Genomic DNA, 16,401 nt, shown 5'->3' on the forward strand with positions numbered 1-16,401 from the left:
TCTGCGCGTGCGGGAGCCCCCGGCAGGCAGGATGCTGGACCCGTGATGGACGAAACGGGATTCTGGGAGATCATCGACAGCACCCGCGAGGCCGCCGAGGGCGACCCCGAGGACCATGCCGACCTGCTGGTGGAACGGCTGACGCGGCTCGATCCCGATTCCGTGCTGGACTTCGCCCGGCACTTCGAGGCCCGCTACAACCGCGCCTACGCCTGGGATCTGTGGGGCGCCGCGGCCGTGCTGCTGGGCGGGGCGAGCGACGACGCCTTCGACTGGTTCCGCTGCTGGCTCATCGGCCAGGGCCGGGAGGTCTTCGAGGGCGCGCTGCACGATCCGGACGCCCTGGCGGAGCTGCTGGACGACTTCGACGAGGAGATCGACGGGGACGGCGAGGAGCTGGGCTACGCGGCGGACGAGGCGTACGAGCAGCTGACCGGGGTGGTCGCGCCGGATCTGGGGCTGCCGCCGCAGCCCGCCGAGCCGCTGGGCTCGCCGGTCGACTTCGAGGACGAGGAGGCGCTCGCCGCCCGCTTCCCCGAGCTGTGGGACCGCTTCGGGCCGCGGTGATGCCCGGCGCTCAGGCGGGGCCGTGGGGGCCGTCGGGGCCGAGCGAGCGGCCCATGCAGACGTCGTCGACGTACCGTCCGTTCAGGAAGAACTCCCCGGGCAGCACACCTTCGACGGCGAAGCCCTCGGAGGCGTAGAGCGCGCGGGCGGGAGTGTTGTGGCCGAGCACCCGCAGGGTGATCCGGTTGGCGCCCTGGCGGCGGGCCTCGGCGAACGCGGCCCGCAGCAGGGTCCGCCCCACCCCGGCCCCGCGCGCCCAGGTCGCCACGGCGAGACCCCGTATCTGGCGGACATGGGCGTTGGAGGCGAGAGGGGTGGGCGGGACGAGGCGGATGTACCCGGCGATGCCGGTCTGCCCGCCCGCCGTCTCCGCCTCCACCACGAGGAAGTCCTCCGGCCCGTGCCCCTCGTCGAAGAAGGGCTCGTACGGAGGCACCGGCCTCGGCAGGACCGCGTGCAGCGTCGACCAGGTGGACCGGTCGAGCTCGGCGAGTGCGTCGTCGTCGGCGAGCACGGCGGGGCGGACGGGGCGGAGTACGGGGGCGGCCATGGGGTCACTGTGTCATGGGGTGTTCCCCGTGTTCGAGGCGTTTGATGGGGCAGGATGGGCCCATGCCGAGCTCCCGTATCGCCGTCAGCGGATCGTCCGGACTCATCGGAGCGGCGCTGGTGCGCTCGCTGCGCGCCGACGGCCACGAGGTGGCCCGCCTGGTGCGCCGGCCCGCCAGAACCGGCGACGAGGTCGAGTGGGACCCCCAGCGGGGTTACGTGGACGTGGCCGGCCTCGTCGGCTGCGACGCGATCGTGCATCTGGCCGGGGCCGGGGTGGGCGACCACCGCTGGACCGAGGCCTACAAGCGGGAGATCCGGGACAGCCGGGTCCTGGGGACCGCCGCTGTCGCCGAGGCCGTGGCCTCGCTCGACACTCCGCCCCGGGTCCTGCTCTCCGGGTCCGCCATCGGCTTCTACGGCGACACCGGGAGCTCCCCGGTGGACGAGACCGCGCCGCCCGGGGACGGGTTCCTGCCGTCGGTCTGCGAGGAGTGGGAGGCGGCCACCGCCGCCGCCGAGGAGGCGGGGGTGCGCACCGTGCACGCCCGGACCGGGCTGGTCGTCGGGCGCGAGGGCGGTGCCTGGGGGCGGCTCTTCCCCCTGTTCAAGGCGGGTCTCGGCGGGAAGCTGGGCAACGGCCGCCAGTACTGGAGCTTCATCGCCCTGCACGACCATGTCGCGGCGCTGCGCCACATCCTGGACACGGAGTCGCTGACCGGGCCGGTGAACCTGACCGGGCCGAGGCCGGTCACCAACGCCGAGGTGACGGCCGCGATGGGCCGGGTGCTGCGCCGCCCCACGCTGTTCCCCGCGCCGGCGCCCGCGCTGAAGCTGGTGCTCGGGGAGTTCGCGGAGGACGTGCTGGGCAGTCAGCGGGTGATCCCGGCGAAGCTGCTGGACTCCGGCTTCTCGTTCGCCTTCCCCGACATCGACGGGGCGATCCGCGCCGCACTGCGCTGAACCGGGCGGTCCGCACCGCACCGCGCCGAGCCGGGCGCGCGGCGGTCCGGGCCGGGGCCGTCCGGGCCGGGCGGCCGGGTCCGCGAGCGCCAACGGACCCCTCGCGCGCATCGGGCCGCGTGTGCGACCCCGTGCCCCGGTGCTCCCCGGCGCGCGTCTGACCCAGTATCAGCCATCCTCCTAGCCTCGATGCGAACTCCGGCTTTCCGGGGACCTGTTGGGGGCAAGAACCCCCCACCAGTCGCACCGACTCGGGGAGGGGCACGTGCGCAGCACGGCACATCACGCAGACGTGATCATCATCGGGGCCGGAATAGCCGGTCTGTCAGCGGCCCATCTGCTGACCGGGGCAGGGCTCGGCGTCCGGGTTCTGGAGGCCGAGCCCGGGTGGGCGGGCGGCTCGCCACCGACGAGGTGGACGGGTTCCGGCTCGACCGTCTCGGCCCGCTGCTCTGCACCTCCTGGCCCGAGCTGACCGGCACTCCGGGGCTCGGTGCCCCGGAGTTGCGGCAGTTCGCGCCGGGGGTTCTGGTGCACAGCGAGGGGCGCCGCCATCTCACCGGCGACATACGGAGCGCGAGGGGCGCACTCAGGTCGGCACGCACCCGATCGAGCGCCCCCTGGGTTCATCGCGCTCCGCGTACGCCCCGCGCGCTGCGGGGCTCCGCGCCTTCCGGGGCTCCCTTCTCCGGGGCAGCCGGTTCGGCGCAGGGCGTGTACGGGCACGAGCTCGGCGCTCCTGGGCGCGGTGGCGGCCGGGGCGGCGTGGTGACCGGCGCGATCGACCGGGCCCGGCTGGGCGCGGCGCTGCACCGGCTGGCCTTGGCGCCGGAGGCCCGGCTGCTGGCCCGCCCGGAACGGTCGGCCGCCGAGGCCCTGGCCGGTGTCGGGCTGCCCGGCCGTACCGTGGAGGGCATCCTGCGCCCGTTGCTCGCCGCGCTGCTCAGCGACCCGGCCCTCACCACGTCGAGCCGGTCCGCCGATCTGGCGCTGCGGGACTACGCGCGGGGCGGCCTGTGCGTACCGGCGGGCGGGTCGGCCGCGCTGCCGGAGCTGCTGGCGGCCGCGCTGCCGCCGGACACGGTCCGGACCGGGGTGCATGTGACGGCCGCCGACATCACCTCCGTACACACCAAGGAGCACGGCGAACTGGGCTGCCGCTCGCTGCTGCTGGCGACCGGGGCGGGGGCCGCGGCCGAGCTGCTGCCCGGGCTGCGGGTGCCGTCCTTCCACCCGGTGACGGTCCTTCACCACACCGCGTCCGCCGCGCCGCCCACGGGCAGGTCGCTGGTGCTGGACGGTGACCGGTCGGGCCCGGTGGCGTACACCTCGGTGATGAGCGAGGTCGACCCCTCGCGCGCGCCGGAGGGCCGGGCGCTGATCACCTCGACGGTGCTCGGGACCCCGCCGCCGGATCTGGACCGCTCGGTGCGGGCGCATCTGGCGGCGCTGTACGGCGTCGCCACGGACGGCTGGGAGCTGCTGGCGGCCCATCACGACCCGGAGGCGGTGCCCGCGATGGAGGCCCCACACGATCCGCGCCGCCCGGTGCGGGTGCTGGCCGGGCTGTACGTGTGCGGCGACCACCGGGACACGAGCACGGTCCGGGGCGCGCTGCACTCGGGCCGCCGGGCGGCGGAGGCGATCCTCACCGACCTGGGCGTCCCGGGCACCCATGGGGTAAGCCTCCCCCGGGCGGCGTGAGGCCGGCCGAAGGGCCTGCCCCGGGCCGCCCGAGCAGGGGGGGCCGCGTTGTGCCCCGGCCGCGTGAGACCGGGGCCGCCAGCGGCGGCGTGACGCGGACCGCAGGGTCTACGGGCCCGGGCCCGTGTCGCTCGTCCCGCCCGGCCTCCGCGGGCTCAGCCGAGAGCCGCGACCCGGTCGCGGTAGCCGCGTACGGCGACCGCGTCCCGGTAGGGCTCCAGGCTGCGCTCGAAGGCGCGGACGTACTCCGTGGCGCGCACCGAGCGCATCTCGGCCGCCTGCTGGGCCGCCTCCGCACCGAGCTGGCAGGCCTGCTCCAGCTCGCCGAGGCCGAGGCGGGCCGAGGCGAGGACCACCCGGCAGAACAGCCTGCTGCGGGCGTACGCCGGGGCGCGCAGCGCCAGCGACCGCTCGGCATGCTGGGCGGCGGCCCGGTACTGCTGGAGGTCGCGGTGGCAGTGGCTCAGCTCGTCGGCGAGCTGCGCCTCGTCGAAGGTGCGGGCCCAGTGCGGCACCTCGTCGCCGGGGCGCGCGGTCTCCAGGGCGTGTTCGGCGCGGGTCAGGGCGGCGGTGCAGGAGCGCGCCTCGCCGAGCACCGCGTGTCCGCGCGCCTCGACCGCGTGCAGCAGCGCCTGGACGAGCGGCGGGGCGGCCGAGCCGATGCCCTGCTGGGCGACGCGGGTGAGCTGGACGGCTTCCCTGCCGTGCCCGAGGTAGACGGCCTGCCGGCTCATGGTGAGCAGCACATAGGCGCCGTAGCCGCGGTCCCCGGCGGCCTGGGCGAGCCGGAGCGACTGGACGAAGTACCGCTGGGCGAGGCCGTGGGCGGCGATGTCGTACGAGGTCCAGCCGGCCAGCCGGGTCAGGTCGGCCACCGCGGCGAACAGCCGCCGCCCGGCGGCCTCGCCGTACGTGCCCCGGAGCATCGGCTCGGCCTCGTGCTCCAGATACCGCACGAGGGCCTGCCGGGCGTGCCCGCCGCCGTAGGCGTGGTCGAGGGTGCGGAAGAGCTCGCCGACCGAGCGCAGGGCGGCGATGTCCCCGGTGCCGACCCGCTGGCCGGGGCCGCGGTCGGTCTGGCGCTGGCGCGGGACCACGGGCAGCGCCCCGCCCCCGGGGTGCGTCCCGGCGGCGGGCGCGTGCGTCGCGGACGGGTGCGTGGCGGCGGGCCCGGACGGCGTGGACCGCTGTGGTCCGGCGGGCGGGCGCGGCAGGTTCCGGGGCTCGGTGCGCAGCGCCCCGTCCGTACGTCCGGAGCCGGTACGCCCCGGGTCCGTGCGCCCCGGCGCGGGGGCTCCGGCCTCTCCCCCGGCGCGGCGGGCGGCCCCGCCGTCCCGGGCCACCCATTCGTCGGCCCGGCCGATCAGCCAGTCGCGGCTGGGAACGACGAGCCCGGCGGGCGTGAAGGCGATCTTGCGCAGCTCCGTGTGCGTACCGGAGTCCTTGCGCCAGAGGCCGCTGACGATGTCGACCGCCTCGGCGGGGGTGGCCGCGAACTCCAGGCCCGCGTAGACGGGCGCGCAGGCGTCGAGCCCGAGGTCCTGCGCGGAGAGCCGCCGTCCGAGCCGCCGGGTGAACACCTCGGCGATCAGCGCGGGGGTGGTGCCGCGCGGCTGCTGCCCCCGCAGCCAGCGGGTGACCGACGTCTTGTCGTACCGCAGGTCGAGGCCGTGTTCGAGGCCGAGCTGATCGACCCGGCGGGCGAGGCCCGCGTGGGAGAACCCGGCTTCCGCGATGAGTGAGGCGAGTCGGCGGTTGGGCGTGCGCTGCGAGGGTCGTTCCGACATCAGCTGTACGGTCTCCTGCCTTCGGGGCCGGCCGGGCAGCCCTCATGGGAACGGCGCGAATTTAGCGGCCACCGGGGCGGCCACTGCCGCCCTTTGCTCCACGTTCATCCGATCGTGTGAGGATTCCGGACGGAGCTGACGGAAACGCCCGACACATGAGTGCACGCCCGGTGGGCCCGTGGGGCGGCCGTTCCACCTGCCGGGGGGCCATTCGGGCGACGGTCGTACAGTGGATGCGGGCGCGATCAGTGCAGGGCACCGTCACCCCGGGGACACCCCTCCGGGCCTGCGGGGCCCATAGAGGGAGGCATCGGTGAGCGAGCTGCGGTTCGTCCGTCTGGGCTTCGGCGAACAGGCCGTCGAGTACACGGAGGCCTGGCAGAAGCAGCGCGAGGTGCACGCGGACCGGTTCGAGGACCGGGTGCCGGACACCTGTCTGCTCCTGGAACACCCGCCCGTCTACACCGCGGGTCGCCGCACGGCGGACAACGAGCGTCCGCTGGACGGCACTCCCGTCATCGACGTGGACCGGGGCGGGAAGATCACCTGGCACGGGCCGGGCCAGCTCGTCGGCTACCCGATCCAGAAGCTGCCCCGCCCGGTCGACGTCGTCGCGCATGTGCGCCGGCTGGAGGACGCGCTGATCCGCACGGCCGCCGACTTCGGCGTGGAGACCTCCCGGGTGGAGGGCCGCAGCGGGGTGTGGGTGCTCGGCGATCCGGTGGAGCAGCGCCAGGCGCTGGGCGGGCTGTCGCTGGACTTCGACCCGAGGCTCCAGGACGAGGAGTTCGACCCCCGGCTGAACGGCCCGGAGTACGCCCCGTCCAACGCGGGCCAGCGCCGCGAGGACCGCAAGCTGGCCGCGATCGGCATCCGGGTCGCCAAGGGCGTCACGATGCACGGCTTCGCGCTCAACGTGAACCCGGACAACACCTGGTTCGACCGGATCGTCCCGTGTGGCATCCGGGACGCCGGGGTCACGTCCCTCTCGGGCGAGCTGGGCCGGGAGATCACGATCGAGGAGGTGCTGCCGGTCGTCGAGGGGCACCTGCGGGACATCCTGGAGAACGCGGATCTCGCACCGCGCGAGATCGAGCGGCCGCAGACCTCGGTCCCGGCCTGAGGGGCCACGGCCGCACCGGCCCGGGACCCACGGGCCGTACCGACCAGTAGCCCGGCCATCGCCATCGGCCGGGGAATAGGCCCCGTCGGCCGCAGGTTGGCCAGACGTAAGGCCGTTCGATGTAGGGGCGTACCCTGGTGTTCGCCGAAGAATCCAAAGTGAATCCCTCGCGCATCGCTCGCGCATCCCACGCGAACCCGACGCGAATCCAACGCAGCAGAGAGCAAAGGGGAGCCGGAGTGTCCGCTGTCGCACCCGACGGGCGCAAGATGCTGCGCCTGGAGGTCCGGAACAGCCAGACCCCCATCGAGCGCAAGCCCGAGTGGATCAAAACGCGGGCGAAGATGGGCCCCGAGTACAAGCAGCTCCAGCAGCTGGTGAAGGGTGAGGGGCTGCACACGGTCTGCCAGGAGGCGGGCTGTCCCAACATCTTCGAGTGCTGGGAGGACCGCGAGGCCACCTTCCTCATCGGCGGCGACCAGTGCACCCGGCGCTGCGACTTCTGCCAGATCGACACGGGCAAGCCGCAGGCGCTGGACCGTGACGAGCCCCGCCGCGTCGGCGAGTCCGTCGTCACGATGGACCTGAACTACGCCACCATCACCGGCGTCGCCCGCGACGACCTGGAGGACGGCGGTGCCTGGCTGTACGCGGAGACCGTCCGCCAGATCCACACGCTCACCGCGGAGCGGGAGGCCGGCGCGACCAAGGTCGAGCTGCTGATCCCCGACTTCAACGCGGAGCCCGAGCAGCTCGCCGAGGTCTTCTCCTCGCGCCCCGAGGTGCTCGCGCACAATGTGGAGACGGTGCCGCGGATCTTCAAGCGGATCCGCCCCGGTTTCCGTTACGAGCGCTCCCTGGAGGTCATCACCCGGGCCCGCGAGGCCGGTCTGGTGACCAAGTCGAACCTGATCCTCGGCATGGGGGAGACCCGCGAGGAAGTCAGCGAGGCGCTCCAGGACCTGTACGACGCGGGTTGCGAGCTCATCACGATCACGCAGTACCTGCGCCCCTCCGTACGGCACCACCCGGTCGAGCGCTGGGTGAAGCCGCACGAGTTCGTCGAGCTGAAGGACGAGGCCGACGCGATCGGCTACTCCGGCGTGATGTCGGGTCCGCTGGTGCGGTCCTCGTACCGCGCGGGGCGTCTCTTCCAGCAGGCGATGGACGCCCGCGGTGTCGCCGCCGGGACCGTCCAGGCCGCGCCGGCCGTGTGAATCCGCTCACGAGCGACCACCACGCCCCCGCCGCATGACCGAAGCGGTCCGTGCGCTCCCCGCAGGTGAGGGACGCGTACGGACCGCTTCGGCGTGCGCTCCACCGGAATCAGGGCTTCATTGGTGTTTGACCACCCGGTCACGCGCTGGTAACACCGAGCAGTGACCCTGGGTGCACGTGCGGCAGCGACCCCAGCAGCCGCCGCCGTCACCGCTTCCCGCACTCTTCCGCGCCACCGGGCGCGCCCATTCCGAGGGGGAACACCACGATGCAGGCCGCACCGGTCCGCGCCCACGCCCTTCCGTCCGTCACCACCGCCCTGCGCGCCGTCGAGTCGCTGCTGCTGAGCGGCGGCCAGCGCACCGCACGCCGCAACGCCTGGACGGCCGTCCTGGAGGACCGCCGCCGCGCCAAGGACCGGGTGGAGTCCCAGCACGTCCTGGACGCGGTGGCCGACCACCGCTCCTAGGCCGGCTCCCCCGCCCCGGGGCCGCTCGCCGCGTACCCGGACCGCTCCCGCGTTCCCGGACCGCTCCCACGTTCCTGGGTCGCTCCCCCGCCACGTAAACTTCAGTACATGGCGAGGAAGGCAAAAACTGAAGGCGCGGACAGCGCCGAGAACGCGGGGCGACTCAAGCAGATCGCCCTGACCTACAAGATGACCAGGCGGACCGACAGCAAGATCGGTCTTGTCGTCGCGGGTGTCGGAATCGTCACGTTCGGTGTCCTCCTCGGCATCGGCTTCGCGATCGGCCACCCGGTCTATCTGGGCATCCTGGGCTTCGTCCTGGCCGTCCTCGCGATGGCGATCGTCTTCGGCCGACGCGCCGAGCGGGCGGCCTTCGGCCAGATGGAGGGCCAGCCCGGAGCGGCGGCCGCCGTCCTGGACCGGATCGGACGCGGCTGGACGACCACCCCCGCGGTGGCGATGAACCGCAGCCAGGACGTCGTCCACCGGGCGGTCGGCAAGGCCGGCATCGTGCTGGTGGCCGAGGGCAACCCGAACCGGGTGAAGGGCCTGCTGGCGGCCGAGAAGAAGAAGATGGCCCGCATCGTGGTGGACGTGCCGGTGCACGACATCATCGTCGGCAACGGCGAGGGCCAGGTGCCCCTGAAGAAGGTCCGCACCAAGATGCTGAAGCTCCCCCGCGTCCTGACCGGCCCGCAGGTGACCACCACCAACGACCGGCTGCGCGCGATGGGCGACCTCATGAGCAACATGCCGCTGCCGAAGGGCCCGATGCCGAAGGGCATGCGGATGCCGCGCGGCGGAAAGATGCGCTGACGGCGGCGGCCGACGTACGTACACGACGGGGCGGCCCCGGGACCTTTCACCGGTCCGGGGCCGCCCCGTTTCTCATGTCCGTACGATCCGTACTGTCGAGGTCACATCCGGACCTGAACGGAGCGCGACAGCCGGTCGTGCAGCCCGCGCCCGTCGCGGTCCCAGACCAGCGCGGGGATGACGAGCAGGAGCAGCACGGTCCGCACGGCCACCCGCACGAACCCGAGCCGCCCGCCGTCGTCGGCGACCACGCGCACGCCCAGCAGCCGCTTCCCCGGGGTGCAGCCGATGGTGCCGACGGTCAGCAGACTCATCACGAGGAAGATCCCGAGCGCCCAGTTGCCCGCCGCCTGCTGGTCACCGCGAGCGAACAGCCCGTATGCGATCAGCATGCAAAGGGTCCAGTCGATGAAGATGGCTCCGAAGCGCCGGCCGAGCGGCGCGATCGAGCCGGGCCCCTCCTCGGGCAGCCCGAGGCCCTTGCCCCGGTGGCCGAAGTCGGCGCCCATCTCCTCGGCGGCCGCGCGGGGCCCCGAGAGCCACGATCCGATTGCTTGCCTGTTGTCCACCCGTCCACGGTACTGCGCCCGGGTTTGGGCCCGGCCGGGCGGGGCACGGAAACAGCCGCGCGGAGACCGCCGCTGAGATGCCGCCCACCACCGCCCCGGTTAACTTGGGCGAAACAAATGGGTCACGCTTGAGAAATCGAGTCTGCCTATGGTCGGGTCCAGCGTGCGCCACCGCACTGGCCGCACCACGAGCTACACAACCCCCGCCCCTCCCGGGTCGGGAGGAGGAGGAGTTGGATGTTCCAGAACGCCGACGAAGTGCAGAAGTACGTAGCGGACAACGACGTCAAGTTCATCGATGTCCGGTTCTGCGACCTGCCCGGGGTGATGCAGCACTTCACGATCCCGGCTGCGACCTTCGACCCGGCCGAGGAACTGGCCTTCGACGGTTCGTCGATCCGCGGCTTCCAGGCCATCCACGAGTCGGACATGGCGCTGCGCGCGGACCTGTCGACGGCTCGGGTGGACCCCTTCCGCCGCGACAAGACGATCAACATCAACTTCTTCATCCACGACCCGATCACGGGCGAGCAGTACAGCCGTGACCCGCGCAACATCGCCAAGAAGGCCGAGGCCTATCTCGCCTCGACCGGCATCGCGGACACCGCGTACTTCGGCCCGGAGGCCGAGTTCTACGTCTTCGACAACGTCCGCTTCCAGACGTCGGCGAACGAGAGCTTCTACCACATCGACTCCGAGGCGGGCGCCTGGAACACCGGTGCGCTGGAGAACAACCGGGGTTACAAGGTCCGCTACAAGGGCGGCTATTTCCCGGCCCCGCCGGTGGACCACTTCGCCGACCTGCGGGCCGAGATCTCCCTGGAGCTGGACAAGAACGGCCTCCAGGTCGAGCGCCAGCACCACGAGGTCGGCACGGCCGGCCAGGCGGAGATCAACTACAAGTTCAACACGCTGCTCGCCGCGGCCGACGACCTGATGCTCTTCAAGTACATCGTGAAGAACGTCGCCTGGCGCAACGGCAAGACCGCGACCTTCATGCCGAAGCCGATCTTCGGCGACAACGGCTCGGGCATGCACGTGCACCAGTCGCTGTGGCAGGGCGGCTCGCCGCTCTTCTACGACGAGCAGGGTTACGCCGGCCTGTCGGACATGGCCCGCTACTACATCGGCGGCATCCTCAAGCACGCCCCGTCGCTGCTGGCCTTCACCAACCCGACGGTGAACTCCTACCACCGCCTGGTCCCCGGCTTCGAGGCCCCGGTCAACATGGTGTACTCGCAGCGCAACCGCTCCGCCGCGATGCGCATCCCGATCACCGGCTCGAACCCGAAGGCCAAGCGCGTCGAGTTCCGCGCCCCGGACCCGTCCTCCAACCCGTACCTCGCGTTCTCCGCGCTGCTGATGGCGGGCCTGGACGGCGTGAAGAACAAGATCGAGCCGGCCGAGCCGATCGACAAGGACCTCTACGAGCTGGCTCCCGAGGAGCACGCCAACGTCCAGCAGGTCCCGACCTCCCTCCCGGCCGTGCTCGACGCCCTGGAGGCGGACAACGAGTACCTCCAGGCGGGGGGTGTCTTCACGTCGGACCTGATCGAGACCTGGATCGACTACAAGCGCACGAACGAGATCGCTCCGATCCAGCTGCGGCCGCACCCGCACGAGTTCGAGCTGTACTTCGACATCTAAACCACAGGTCGCCCTGACCGCGAGCCGTCGGCCGTGTCCCTCCGGGGGCGCGGCCGACGGCCGTTCCGTAGACCGAAGCGCCCGCGTGCGTCTTCTGCCCCGTCGCCGACCCCGTCCACGTCGCGCATCTCCCGATGGCACGCGGAATGGCCTGCTACGGCGAGGAGTTCAGCGCCTTGCGCGACGATTCCTCGCTCGGCCGGGCCGGGGCAGGAGCGCGAAGAGCCTGAGGCCGGAGAATGTCCGCCATGAGAGTCGGCCGCGCGTCAGAGCTCCCCGTCCTCCACATCCTTCGCCGACACCGCATAGCCCGGCACGGACGGCCAGCGGACCGTCAGGACCACCGACTCCTCCTCCGCGAACCATGAGTGATCGACTCCCCGCCCCCACACGACGTAGTCGCCCTGCTCCTCCAGCAGGACGTCGCGGCCCGGCAGTTCGACGCGGAAGCGGCCGCTGATGAGAACCAGCAGAGCCGTGCGCTCCTCGCCCCTCACCCACTGCGATCGTCTGTCGGCGCGCGGGTGGACGCCCCATTTGATCTCCACGGCCTCGCTGTGGCGCGGGTCGTCGGCGTCCTTGAAATGCCCGAGGAGCCATCCTCGGTCCAGTGCCGCGTCCTTGCCCGCGTTGCCTACGTACACGCTGTCGTTCACGTGGGGGAACGCTAGCAGCGCAGATCGTGCGGTGGCGCGGTATCGACGTTCCACGCCTCCCGCAGACCCCTGCCGCAGAAGACGTGGACGGAGTCGGCCTCGCGCACGATGGCGCACTCCGCTTTCGGGCGGGCCGGTCCGACGCATCGGCAGCTCCGCCTCCGTACGTTCACACGGTCCACCCGGAAGTCCTCACCGCAGCAGAGGCCGTGCCCGTCCCGCCCAGTACTCGTCCGCCGTGATGCCCAGCAGGACCACGTCGTGGTACGCGCCCGCGAAGTACTCGTGCTGGCGCAGGCGGCCCTCCTCCACGAAGCCGAGTTTGCGGTAGAGGGCCAGGGAGGCGTCGTTGAAGGCGTAGACCTCCACCTCGCACTTGTGGCAGCGCTGTTCGGCGAACATGTAGGTGAGGATCAGTTCCGTGGCCTCGAAGGCGTAGCCCTGGCGGCGGTGTTCGCGGGTGACCTCGATGCCCGTACGGAAGCGGCCCGCCCGGGTGTCCGTCTCGCCGACCGACACCGCGCCGACGAAGGCGTGCTCGAAGCGGGTCTCGATGACCAGTTGGTACGAGGACGCGTTCGGGGTGCGGCCGGCGCGCTCGGTGGCCCAGGCGCGGAAGCTCTCGTCCGAGCGCGGGGGCTCGACGACATCGGCGTTGCGGGCGTCCACGGTGTGCAGGGCCAGGGCCCGGAAGCCCTCCCAGTCCTGCGGTTCGATGCCTCGCAGGCGTACTCTCTCGCCGGTCCACAGGTCGGTCATCTCGCTCCAGCCGGATGGTGAGGGGGCAGGTCGGTCGGTCAGGTTACGTGGAGCTTGATCGTCCTCGCGCAGGCCAGGGACTCCATGTGTGTCGTGTCCACTTCCACGTCGTACGACACCCCTCGGTGCACCTTCTCCGCCTGTGCCGCCGCCATGCCTCGCGGGCGGTCACCCCGCGCGATCTCGCGGGCCTCCGCGACCGCACCCTCGCAGTGGACGCCCACCCACAGGACGTTCAGGCCCGTCAGCGCCTTCCGCCACGGTTCCTGGGAGGCCGGGCCGCCGAGGAACACGTCGTCGATGATCACCTTCGCGCCCGCCCGGACCGTCGCGGCCACGCCCTCGCGCCACGCCGTCTCCAGTCTCCGGAACTCCTCGCCGATGGCCACCCCGCCGTCCGCCGCGAACTCGATGCCTTCGCCCGCCGACCTCAGGGACGCGGGCAGGGAGTCCACGAAGGTGTCGATCGCGGCGGCGAGCCACGGGGTCGGCAGCTCCGCCTGGAGGCAGCGGGCGATGCCGGACTTGCCGGAGCTGGAGCCGCCGTTCAGCACGATCACCTGGGTTGTCACCCGGACACGGTAGAGGCAACGCGTGCGGTCTTCGACGTGTTTTCGGGCCGCCGGGCGCCACGTCCGGCCAGTCGGCAGCCCAGACAGCCCGGGTGCCCCGGTCGGGCGGCGGTGTCCCGCACCCTCCAGGGCCACTCGCTCTCGGGGCGAGGGCCGCTCGGCTTGCCCCAGCCGGCGAGGTGGAGGAGCCAGGTCAGCGCGCCCGCGCCGAGCGTGACGGCGGCGCCCGCGAGCGCCAGGGGCGCGGAGACCGTGGTCACGGCGACGCCCGTGAGCGTCAGGCCGATGACCGCGACCGTTGTACCCGCCCAACCGGCGGCCGTGTGGCCCAGGTCGACGTGGCCGTGTGCACTCATGACTCTCCCCGGAAAGCGGACAGTAGGCTGATCGAGAGACACTTTATCTCACGAACTAAGTTACTTAGATGCTAAGGGAATTTCTGCGTGGACGGCAATTCACGGCCGGACGCCGCCCCGGACCGGCCGAGCGCCACCCCGGAGCAGGCGCATGCCCGGATGGACCGGCTGATGGCGCTGGGCATCGTCGCCCAGCACGACATCGCGGGCCGGCTCGGGCTCAACATCACCGATCTGACCTGTCTGGGGTTCGTCCTGGAGGCCGAGGGCACGGGGACGGCCGCGACCGCCGGTGAGCTGGCCCGGCGCAGCAACCTGACCACCGGCGCCATCACGGGCGTCATCACCCGGCTGGAACGCGCCGGCTACGTACGCCGGGAGAGCGACCCGGCCGACCGCCGACGGGTCCGGGTGGTCGCCGACGAGACCGCCGCCGCCCGGCTCTTCGAGGTGTACGGCCCCAACTACCAGCGGTTCGCCGCCCTGTTCGCCGATTACGGACCGGACGAGATCGCCGTCCTCTCCGACTGGTTCGAGCGGGCCGCCGAGATCATGCGCATCTCGTTGGACGAGGTGCGCGGCGGTACGGACGCCTCTTAGGCGGGCCTGATCGTGGCCAGCTGCGCGAGCAGCAGGGTCAGGCGGTACGCCGTCCCGTAGTCGGGGGCCGTGAAGGCGACCGTACGGGCGCCCGCCGCGCGCGAGACGCCCGGCACGAGCATCGCCAGGTCGATGGTGTGCGGGCTCGCGAGGTCGACCTCCACGTCCAGCGGACCGGTGAGGGCCAGGGGCGGGATCTCCGTGCGGCGGGTCACCGCGTCCGCCGCCGCCCGGCGCAGCCTGTCCTGGGCCTCCTCCGGGTGCAGGGTCACCGCCGCCGCCATGCCCAGGGCCTCCTTGACCGGGACCGTGACCGTCCCGGGGGCCAGATCGGTCATCTCGGCGCAGGCCGCGTCGTCGCCGCTGAGCAGGACGACCGGTACGCCCAGGTGGCCGGCCATGGCGGCGTTGAGCCCGATCTCGCCCAGCGAGCGGCCCGCCACCCGTACGTCGAGGATCTCGCCGTTCATCGTGTGCGCCAGAACGCCCGGGCCTTCGCCCGCGCGGACGTGGTAGCCGACGAACAGCGCCGCGTCGGTCTCCTCGTCGAGCCCGGCGAGCATGTTCAGCGCGCGCGGCTTGCCCCGGACCAGGCGGGCGCGGCGGTCGAGTCGCTCCGGCAGGAGGTTGCGGAAGGTGCCGTGCGCGTCCGCCACCAGGACGTCGGCCGTGGGCTCGGCGTCCAGGACACCCGCGATCACCGCGTTCGCGTCGGCCGTCATCAGCTCCCGGCCGCGCTGGTAGTCGTAGCGCTCGGGGTTCGTCTCGGAGGAGTGGACGATCCCCGAGACGCCTTCCATGTCGACCGAGATGAGTGCCTTCATGGGGCTGGGATCCTACCTGGCGTCGTTCTGCCGGTCAGGCGCCCGCGAGGCTCGCCCGGGCCGCGTTCATGAACGCCGTCTTGGCCTCCTCCAGGTGCTCGTTGACCTCGACGTCCCCGATGTCGCGCCACACGGCGGCGTTCTCCTCCGCGCGTTCCGCCGAGCGTTGCGTGGCGCGCTGGGCGAGAGCCGTCAGGCCACCGCCCAGCGCCACGCCCGCGAGCGAGACGACCGAGGTCCACAGATCGGCAGCCATGGTGATGCCCCTTCCCCCGTGCCCTTGTGCGGTCGGAGCCATGGTCCCGTACGGGTGGAGCCCGGCAGCCGGGTGCCCCCGGACTCGTCGCTCGGCGGTCCGGGGGCAGTGGTCGGGGCGGCGGTCTGTTCGGTCAGCGGCCGTAGCGGATCAGGGCGCGAACCATGCGGCAGGTGGTGTCGGACGGCGGGTGGATGCCCATGCGCTCGGCGGTGATCCGTATCCGGTGGTTGCCGGCGCTGGAGGGCTGGTAGACCCCGCTGTCGAGCAGGGCGATGGCGAGGCGCATGGCCTTGAGGCGGCGGTTGTGGGAGACATACCACTCGCGGGGGCGGCCCGCGGGCAGCCGCTTCTTCGCGGGCGGCGCGGGGAGCGGCGGGTGGAAGGGCATCGGGAGCTGTCGGTCGAGCGGCTCGGTCGTGGCTGTGGCGACGGCCATCGGCATCCTCCTGGCAGCGTGGTGGAACCCTCACGAACTCCCTCCATTTTACTGCCCCCCACTGACAATCGCCCCTGGCCAGAGGCGCTTTCGGCAGTCCCTCGCGTACCCTTGGCCCCATGGAGATCTGGATCAATCCCGCCTGTTCCAAGTGCCGCGGCGCGGTGTCTCTGCTGGACGCCGAGGGGGCCGATTACACCGTCCGCCGCTACCTGGAGGACGTGCCCTCGCCCGAGGAGATCCGGGCCGTGCTGGACCGGCTCGGTCTGGAGCCGTGGGACATCACGCGGACGCAGGAGGCGGTGGCGAAGGAGCTGGGGCTCAAGGAGTGGCCTCGCGACGCCGGTTCGCGGGAGCGGTGGATCGTCGCCCTGTCCGAGCATCCCAAGCTGATCCAGCGGCCGATCATCACCGCCGATGACGGCACGGCCGTGGTCGCGCGGAGCGAGGAGGCCGTGCGGGACGCGCTGGGGCGGGGTGCCTGAGAACGGCGTGCCGGAGGGCGGGATACCGGAAGGCGGGGTGCC

Annotated in this window: 21 protein-coding genes; 11 read left to right on the forward strand and 10 right to left on the reverse strand. The window is 72.4% G+C overall.

The genetic code is table 11. The features are described 5' to 3' along the window. Nucleotides 1-45 precede the first annotated feature (45 nt). Nucleotides 46-567, forward strand: coding sequence for a DUF4240 domain-containing protein (locus CCZ36_RS07680; RefSeq protein WP_069737914.1), 522 nt, complete (start codon nt 46-48; stop codon nt 565-567). 10 nt (nt 568-577) lie between these two features. Here the strand turns inward: CCZ36_RS07680 and CCZ36_RS07685 are convergent, their stop codons facing one another. Beyond that, entirely contained in the window at nt 578-1,117 is a 540-nt protein-coding gene (locus CCZ36_RS07685; protein ID WP_069737915.1) for a GNAT family N-acetyltransferase, read from the reverse strand. A gap of 62 nt (nt 1,118-1,179) precedes the next feature. Here CCZ36_RS07685 and CCZ36_RS07690 point away from each other — a divergent pair, with 62 nt between their 5' ends. The 3 genes from CCZ36_RS07690 to CCZ36_RS07695 all read left to right on the forward strand — a co-directional run bounded on the left by CCZ36_RS07690 (nt 1,180) and on the right by CCZ36_RS07695 (nt 3,783). Next, the gene (locus CCZ36_RS07690; protein ID WP_128817279.1) at nt 1,180-2,079 is read left to right on the forward strand and encodes a TIGR01777 family oxidoreductase; all 900 of its coding nucleotides are present in this window, start codon (nt 1,180-1,182) and stop codon (nt 2,077-2,079) included. Between the two features lie 292 nt (nt 2,080-2,371). Then, complete coding sequence (locus CCZ36_RS36890) at nt 2,372-2,554, forward strand: FAD-dependent oxidoreductase (RefSeq protein WP_443069839.1); 183 nt, start codon at nt 2,372-2,374, stop codon at nt 2,552-2,554. Further along, nucleotides 2,467-3,783: an FAD-dependent oxidoreductase gene (locus CCZ36_RS07695; RefSeq protein ID WP_443069795.1), complete on the forward strand. Its 1,317-nt coding sequence runs from the start codon at nt 2,467-2,469 to the stop codon at nt 3,781-3,783. Before CCZ36_RS36890 ends, CCZ36_RS07695 begins: the two co-directional genes overlap by 88 nt. A 155-nt stretch (nt 3,784-3,938) precedes the next feature. Here the strand turns inward: CCZ36_RS07695 and CCZ36_RS07700 are convergent, their stop codons facing one another. Beyond that, complete coding sequence (locus CCZ36_RS07700) at nt 3,939-5,570, reverse strand: regulator (protein ID WP_128817281.1); 1,632 nt, start codon at nt 5,568-5,570, stop codon at nt 3,939-3,941. A 313-nt stretch (nt 5,571-5,883) separates the two neighbouring features. Here CCZ36_RS07700 and lipB point away from each other — a divergent pair, with 313 nt between their 5' ends. The 4 genes from lipB to CCZ36_RS07720 all read left to right on the forward strand — a co-directional run bounded on the left by lipB (nt 5,884) and on the right by CCZ36_RS07720 (nt 9,196). After that, the gene (gene lipB / locus CCZ36_RS07705; RefSeq protein ID WP_069737919.1) at nt 5,884-6,693 is read left to right on the forward strand and encodes a lipoyl(octanoyl) transferase LipB; all 810 of its coding nucleotides are present in this window, start codon (nt 5,884-5,886) and stop codon (nt 6,691-6,693) included. Between the two features lie 239 nt (nt 6,694-6,932). Next, on the forward strand, nt 6,933-7,910 hold the full coding sequence (gene lipA, locus CCZ36_RS07710) for a lipoyl synthase (protein WP_069737920.1): 978 nt from the start codon (nt 6,933-6,935) through the stop codon (nt 7,908-7,910). Between the two features lie 269 nt (nt 7,911-8,179). Further along, on the forward strand, nt 8,180-8,380 hold the full coding sequence (locus CCZ36_RS07715) for an SCO2195 family GlnR-regulated protein (protein ID WP_069737921.1): 201 nt from the start codon (nt 8,180-8,182) through the stop codon (nt 8,378-8,380). Between the two features lie 108 nt (nt 8,381-8,488). After that, nucleotides 8,489-9,196 carry a DUF4191 domain-containing protein gene (locus tag CCZ36_RS07720; RefSeq protein ID WP_006123960.1) on the forward strand — a complete coding sequence of 236 codons (708 nt, stop codon included), beginning with the start codon at nt 8,489-8,491 and terminating at the stop codon, nt 9,194-9,196. Between the two features lie 101 nt (nt 9,197-9,297). Here CCZ36_RS07720 and CCZ36_RS07725 read toward each other — a convergent pair whose 3' ends face one another. Then, the gene (locus CCZ36_RS07725) at nt 9,298-9,705 is read right to left on the reverse strand and encodes an RDD family protein (protein WP_069737922.1); all 408 of its coding nucleotides are present in this window, start codon (nt 9,703-9,705) and stop codon (nt 9,298-9,300) included. A gap of 297 nt (nt 9,706-10,002) precedes the next feature. On the opposite strand from CCZ36_RS07725, the gene glnA reads away from it, so the two are divergent. After that, complete coding sequence (gene glnA / locus CCZ36_RS07730; RefSeq protein ID WP_069737923.1) at nt 10,003-11,412, forward strand: type I glutamate--ammonia ligase; 1,410 nt, start codon at nt 10,003-10,005, stop codon at nt 11,410-11,412. A gap of 266 nt (nt 11,413-11,678) precedes the next feature. On the opposite strand, the gene CCZ36_RS07735 is transcribed toward glnA, so the two are convergent. The 4 genes from CCZ36_RS07735 to CCZ36_RS07750 all read right to left on the reverse strand — a co-directional run bounded on the left by CCZ36_RS07735 (nt 11,679) and on the right by CCZ36_RS07750 (nt 13,755). Then, nucleotides 11,679-12,068 carry a signal peptidase I gene (locus CCZ36_RS07735; protein ID WP_069737924.1) on the reverse strand — a complete coding sequence of 130 codons (390 nt, stop codon included), beginning with the start codon at nt 12,066-12,068 and terminating at the stop codon, nt 11,679-11,681. Between the two features lie 192 nt (nt 12,069-12,260). After that, nucleotides 12,261-12,827, reverse strand: a complete 567-nt coding sequence (locus tag CCZ36_RS07740) for a GNAT family N-acetyltransferase (RefSeq protein ID WP_069742807.1) — start codon at nt 12,825-12,827, stop codon at nt 12,261-12,263. A 38-nt stretch (nt 12,828-12,865) separates the two neighbouring features. Beyond that, nucleotides 12,866-13,399, reverse strand: a complete 534-nt coding sequence (gene cpt / locus CCZ36_RS07745; RefSeq protein WP_069737926.1) for a chloramphenicol phosphotransferase CPT — start codon at nt 13,397-13,399, stop codon at nt 12,866-12,868. Then, on the reverse strand, nt 13,396-13,755 hold the full coding sequence (locus CCZ36_RS07750; RefSeq protein WP_069737927.1) for an HGxxPAAW family protein: 360 nt from the start codon (nt 13,753-13,755) through the stop codon (nt 13,396-13,398). The genes cpt and CCZ36_RS07750 overlap by 4 nt, the downstream gene beginning before the upstream one ends. Nucleotides 13,756-13,842: 87 nt before the next feature. On the opposite strand from CCZ36_RS07750, the gene CCZ36_RS07755 reads away from it, so the two are divergent. Then, complete coding sequence (locus CCZ36_RS07755) at nt 13,843-14,355, forward strand: MarR family winged helix-turn-helix transcriptional regulator (RefSeq protein WP_069737928.1); 513 nt, start codon at nt 13,843-13,845, stop codon at nt 14,353-14,355. On the opposite strand, the gene CCZ36_RS07760 is transcribed toward CCZ36_RS07755, so the two are convergent. The 3 genes from CCZ36_RS07760 to CCZ36_RS07770 all read right to left on the reverse strand — a co-directional run bounded on the left by CCZ36_RS07760 (nt 14,352) and on the right by CCZ36_RS07770 (nt 15,874). Next, complete coding sequence (locus tag CCZ36_RS07760; RefSeq protein ID WP_128817283.1) at nt 14,352-15,179, reverse strand: M55 family metallopeptidase; 828 nt, start codon at nt 15,177-15,179, stop codon at nt 14,352-14,354. The two genes, CCZ36_RS07755 and CCZ36_RS07760, sit on opposite strands and share 4 nt — an antisense overlap. 34 nt (nt 15,180-15,213) lie before the next feature. Further along, nucleotides 15,214-15,435 carry a hypothetical protein gene (locus CCZ36_RS07765; protein ID WP_069737930.1) on the reverse strand — a complete coding sequence of 74 codons (222 nt, stop codon included), beginning with the start codon at nt 15,433-15,435 and terminating at the stop codon, nt 15,214-15,216. A 133-nt stretch (nt 15,436-15,568) separates the two neighbouring features. Beyond that, the gene (locus CCZ36_RS07770; RefSeq protein ID WP_006123979.1) at nt 15,569-15,874 is read right to left on the reverse strand and encodes a hypothetical protein; all 306 of its coding nucleotides are present in this window, start codon (nt 15,872-15,874) and stop codon (nt 15,569-15,571) included. Between the two features lie 119 nt (nt 15,875-15,993). Here CCZ36_RS07770 and CCZ36_RS07775 point away from each other — a divergent pair, with 119 nt between their 5' ends. Then, nucleotides 15,994-16,359 carry an arsenate reductase family protein gene (locus CCZ36_RS07775; RefSeq protein ID WP_128817285.1) on the forward strand — a complete coding sequence of 122 codons (366 nt, stop codon included), beginning with the start codon at nt 15,994-15,996 and terminating at the stop codon, nt 16,357-16,359. The last annotated feature ends 42 nt before the right edge of the window (nt 16,360-16,401 follow it).

It is taken from the genome of Streptomyces sp. S063 (assembly GCF_002832675.1).
Classification (GTDB): domain Bacteria; phylum Actinomycetota; class Actinomycetes; order Streptomycetales; family Streptomycetaceae; genus Streptomyces; species Streptomyces sindenensis.

Coding starts and splice junctions, on each gene's coding strand:
- CCZ36_RS07765 (WP_069737930.1), bottom strand. CDS start 15,435: ATGGCTGCCGATCTGTGGACCTCGGTCGTCTCGCTCGCGGGCGTGGCG.
- CCZ36_RS07750 (WP_069737927.1), bottom strand. CDS start 13,755: ATGAGTGCACACGGCCACGTCGACCTGGGCCACACGGCCGCCGGTTGG.
- CCZ36_RS07700 (WP_128817281.1), bottom strand. CDS start 5,570: ATGTCGGAACGACCCTCGCAGCGCACGCCCAACCGCCGACTCGCCTCA.
- CCZ36_RS07770 (WP_006123979.1), bottom strand. CDS start 15,874: ATGGCCGTCGCCACAGCCACGACCGAGCCGCTCGACCGACAGCTCCCG.
- glnA (WP_069737923.1), top strand. CDS start 10,003: ATGTTCCAGAACGCCGACGAAGTGCAGAAGTACGTAGCGGACAACGAC.
- CCZ36_RS07690 (WP_128817279.1), top strand. CDS start 1,180: ATGCCGAGCTCCCGTATCGCCGTCAGCGGATCGTCCGGACTCATCGGA.
- CCZ36_RS07720 (WP_006123960.1), top strand. CDS start 8,489: ATGGCGAGGAAGGCAAAAACTGAAGGCGCGGACAGCGCCGAGAACGCG.
- CCZ36_RS07740 (WP_069742807.1), bottom strand. CDS start 12,827: ATGACCGACCTGTGGACCGGCGAGAGAGTACGCCTGCGAGGCATCGAA.
- CCZ36_RS07725 (WP_069737922.1), bottom strand. CDS start 9,705: ATGGGCGCCGACTTCGGCCACCGGGGCAAGGGCCTCGGGCTGCCCGAG.
- CCZ36_RS07715 (WP_069737921.1), top strand. CDS start 8,180: ATGCAGGCCGCACCGGTCCGCGCCCACGCCCTTCCGTCCGTCACCACC.
- CCZ36_RS07680 (WP_069737914.1), top strand. CDS start 46: ATGGACGAAACGGGATTCTGGGAGATCATCGACAGCACCCGCGAGGCC.
- CCZ36_RS07685 (WP_069737915.1), bottom strand. CDS start 1,117: ATGGCCGCCCCCGTACTCCGCCCCGTCCGCCCCGCCGTGCTCGCCGAC.
- CCZ36_RS07760 (WP_128817283.1), bottom strand. CDS start 15,179: ATGAAGGCACTCATCTCGGTCGACATGGAAGGCGTCTCGGGGATCGTC.
- CCZ36_RS07775 (WP_128817285.1), top strand. CDS start 15,994: ATGGAGATCTGGATCAATCCCGCCTGTTCCAAGTGCCGCGGCGCGGTG.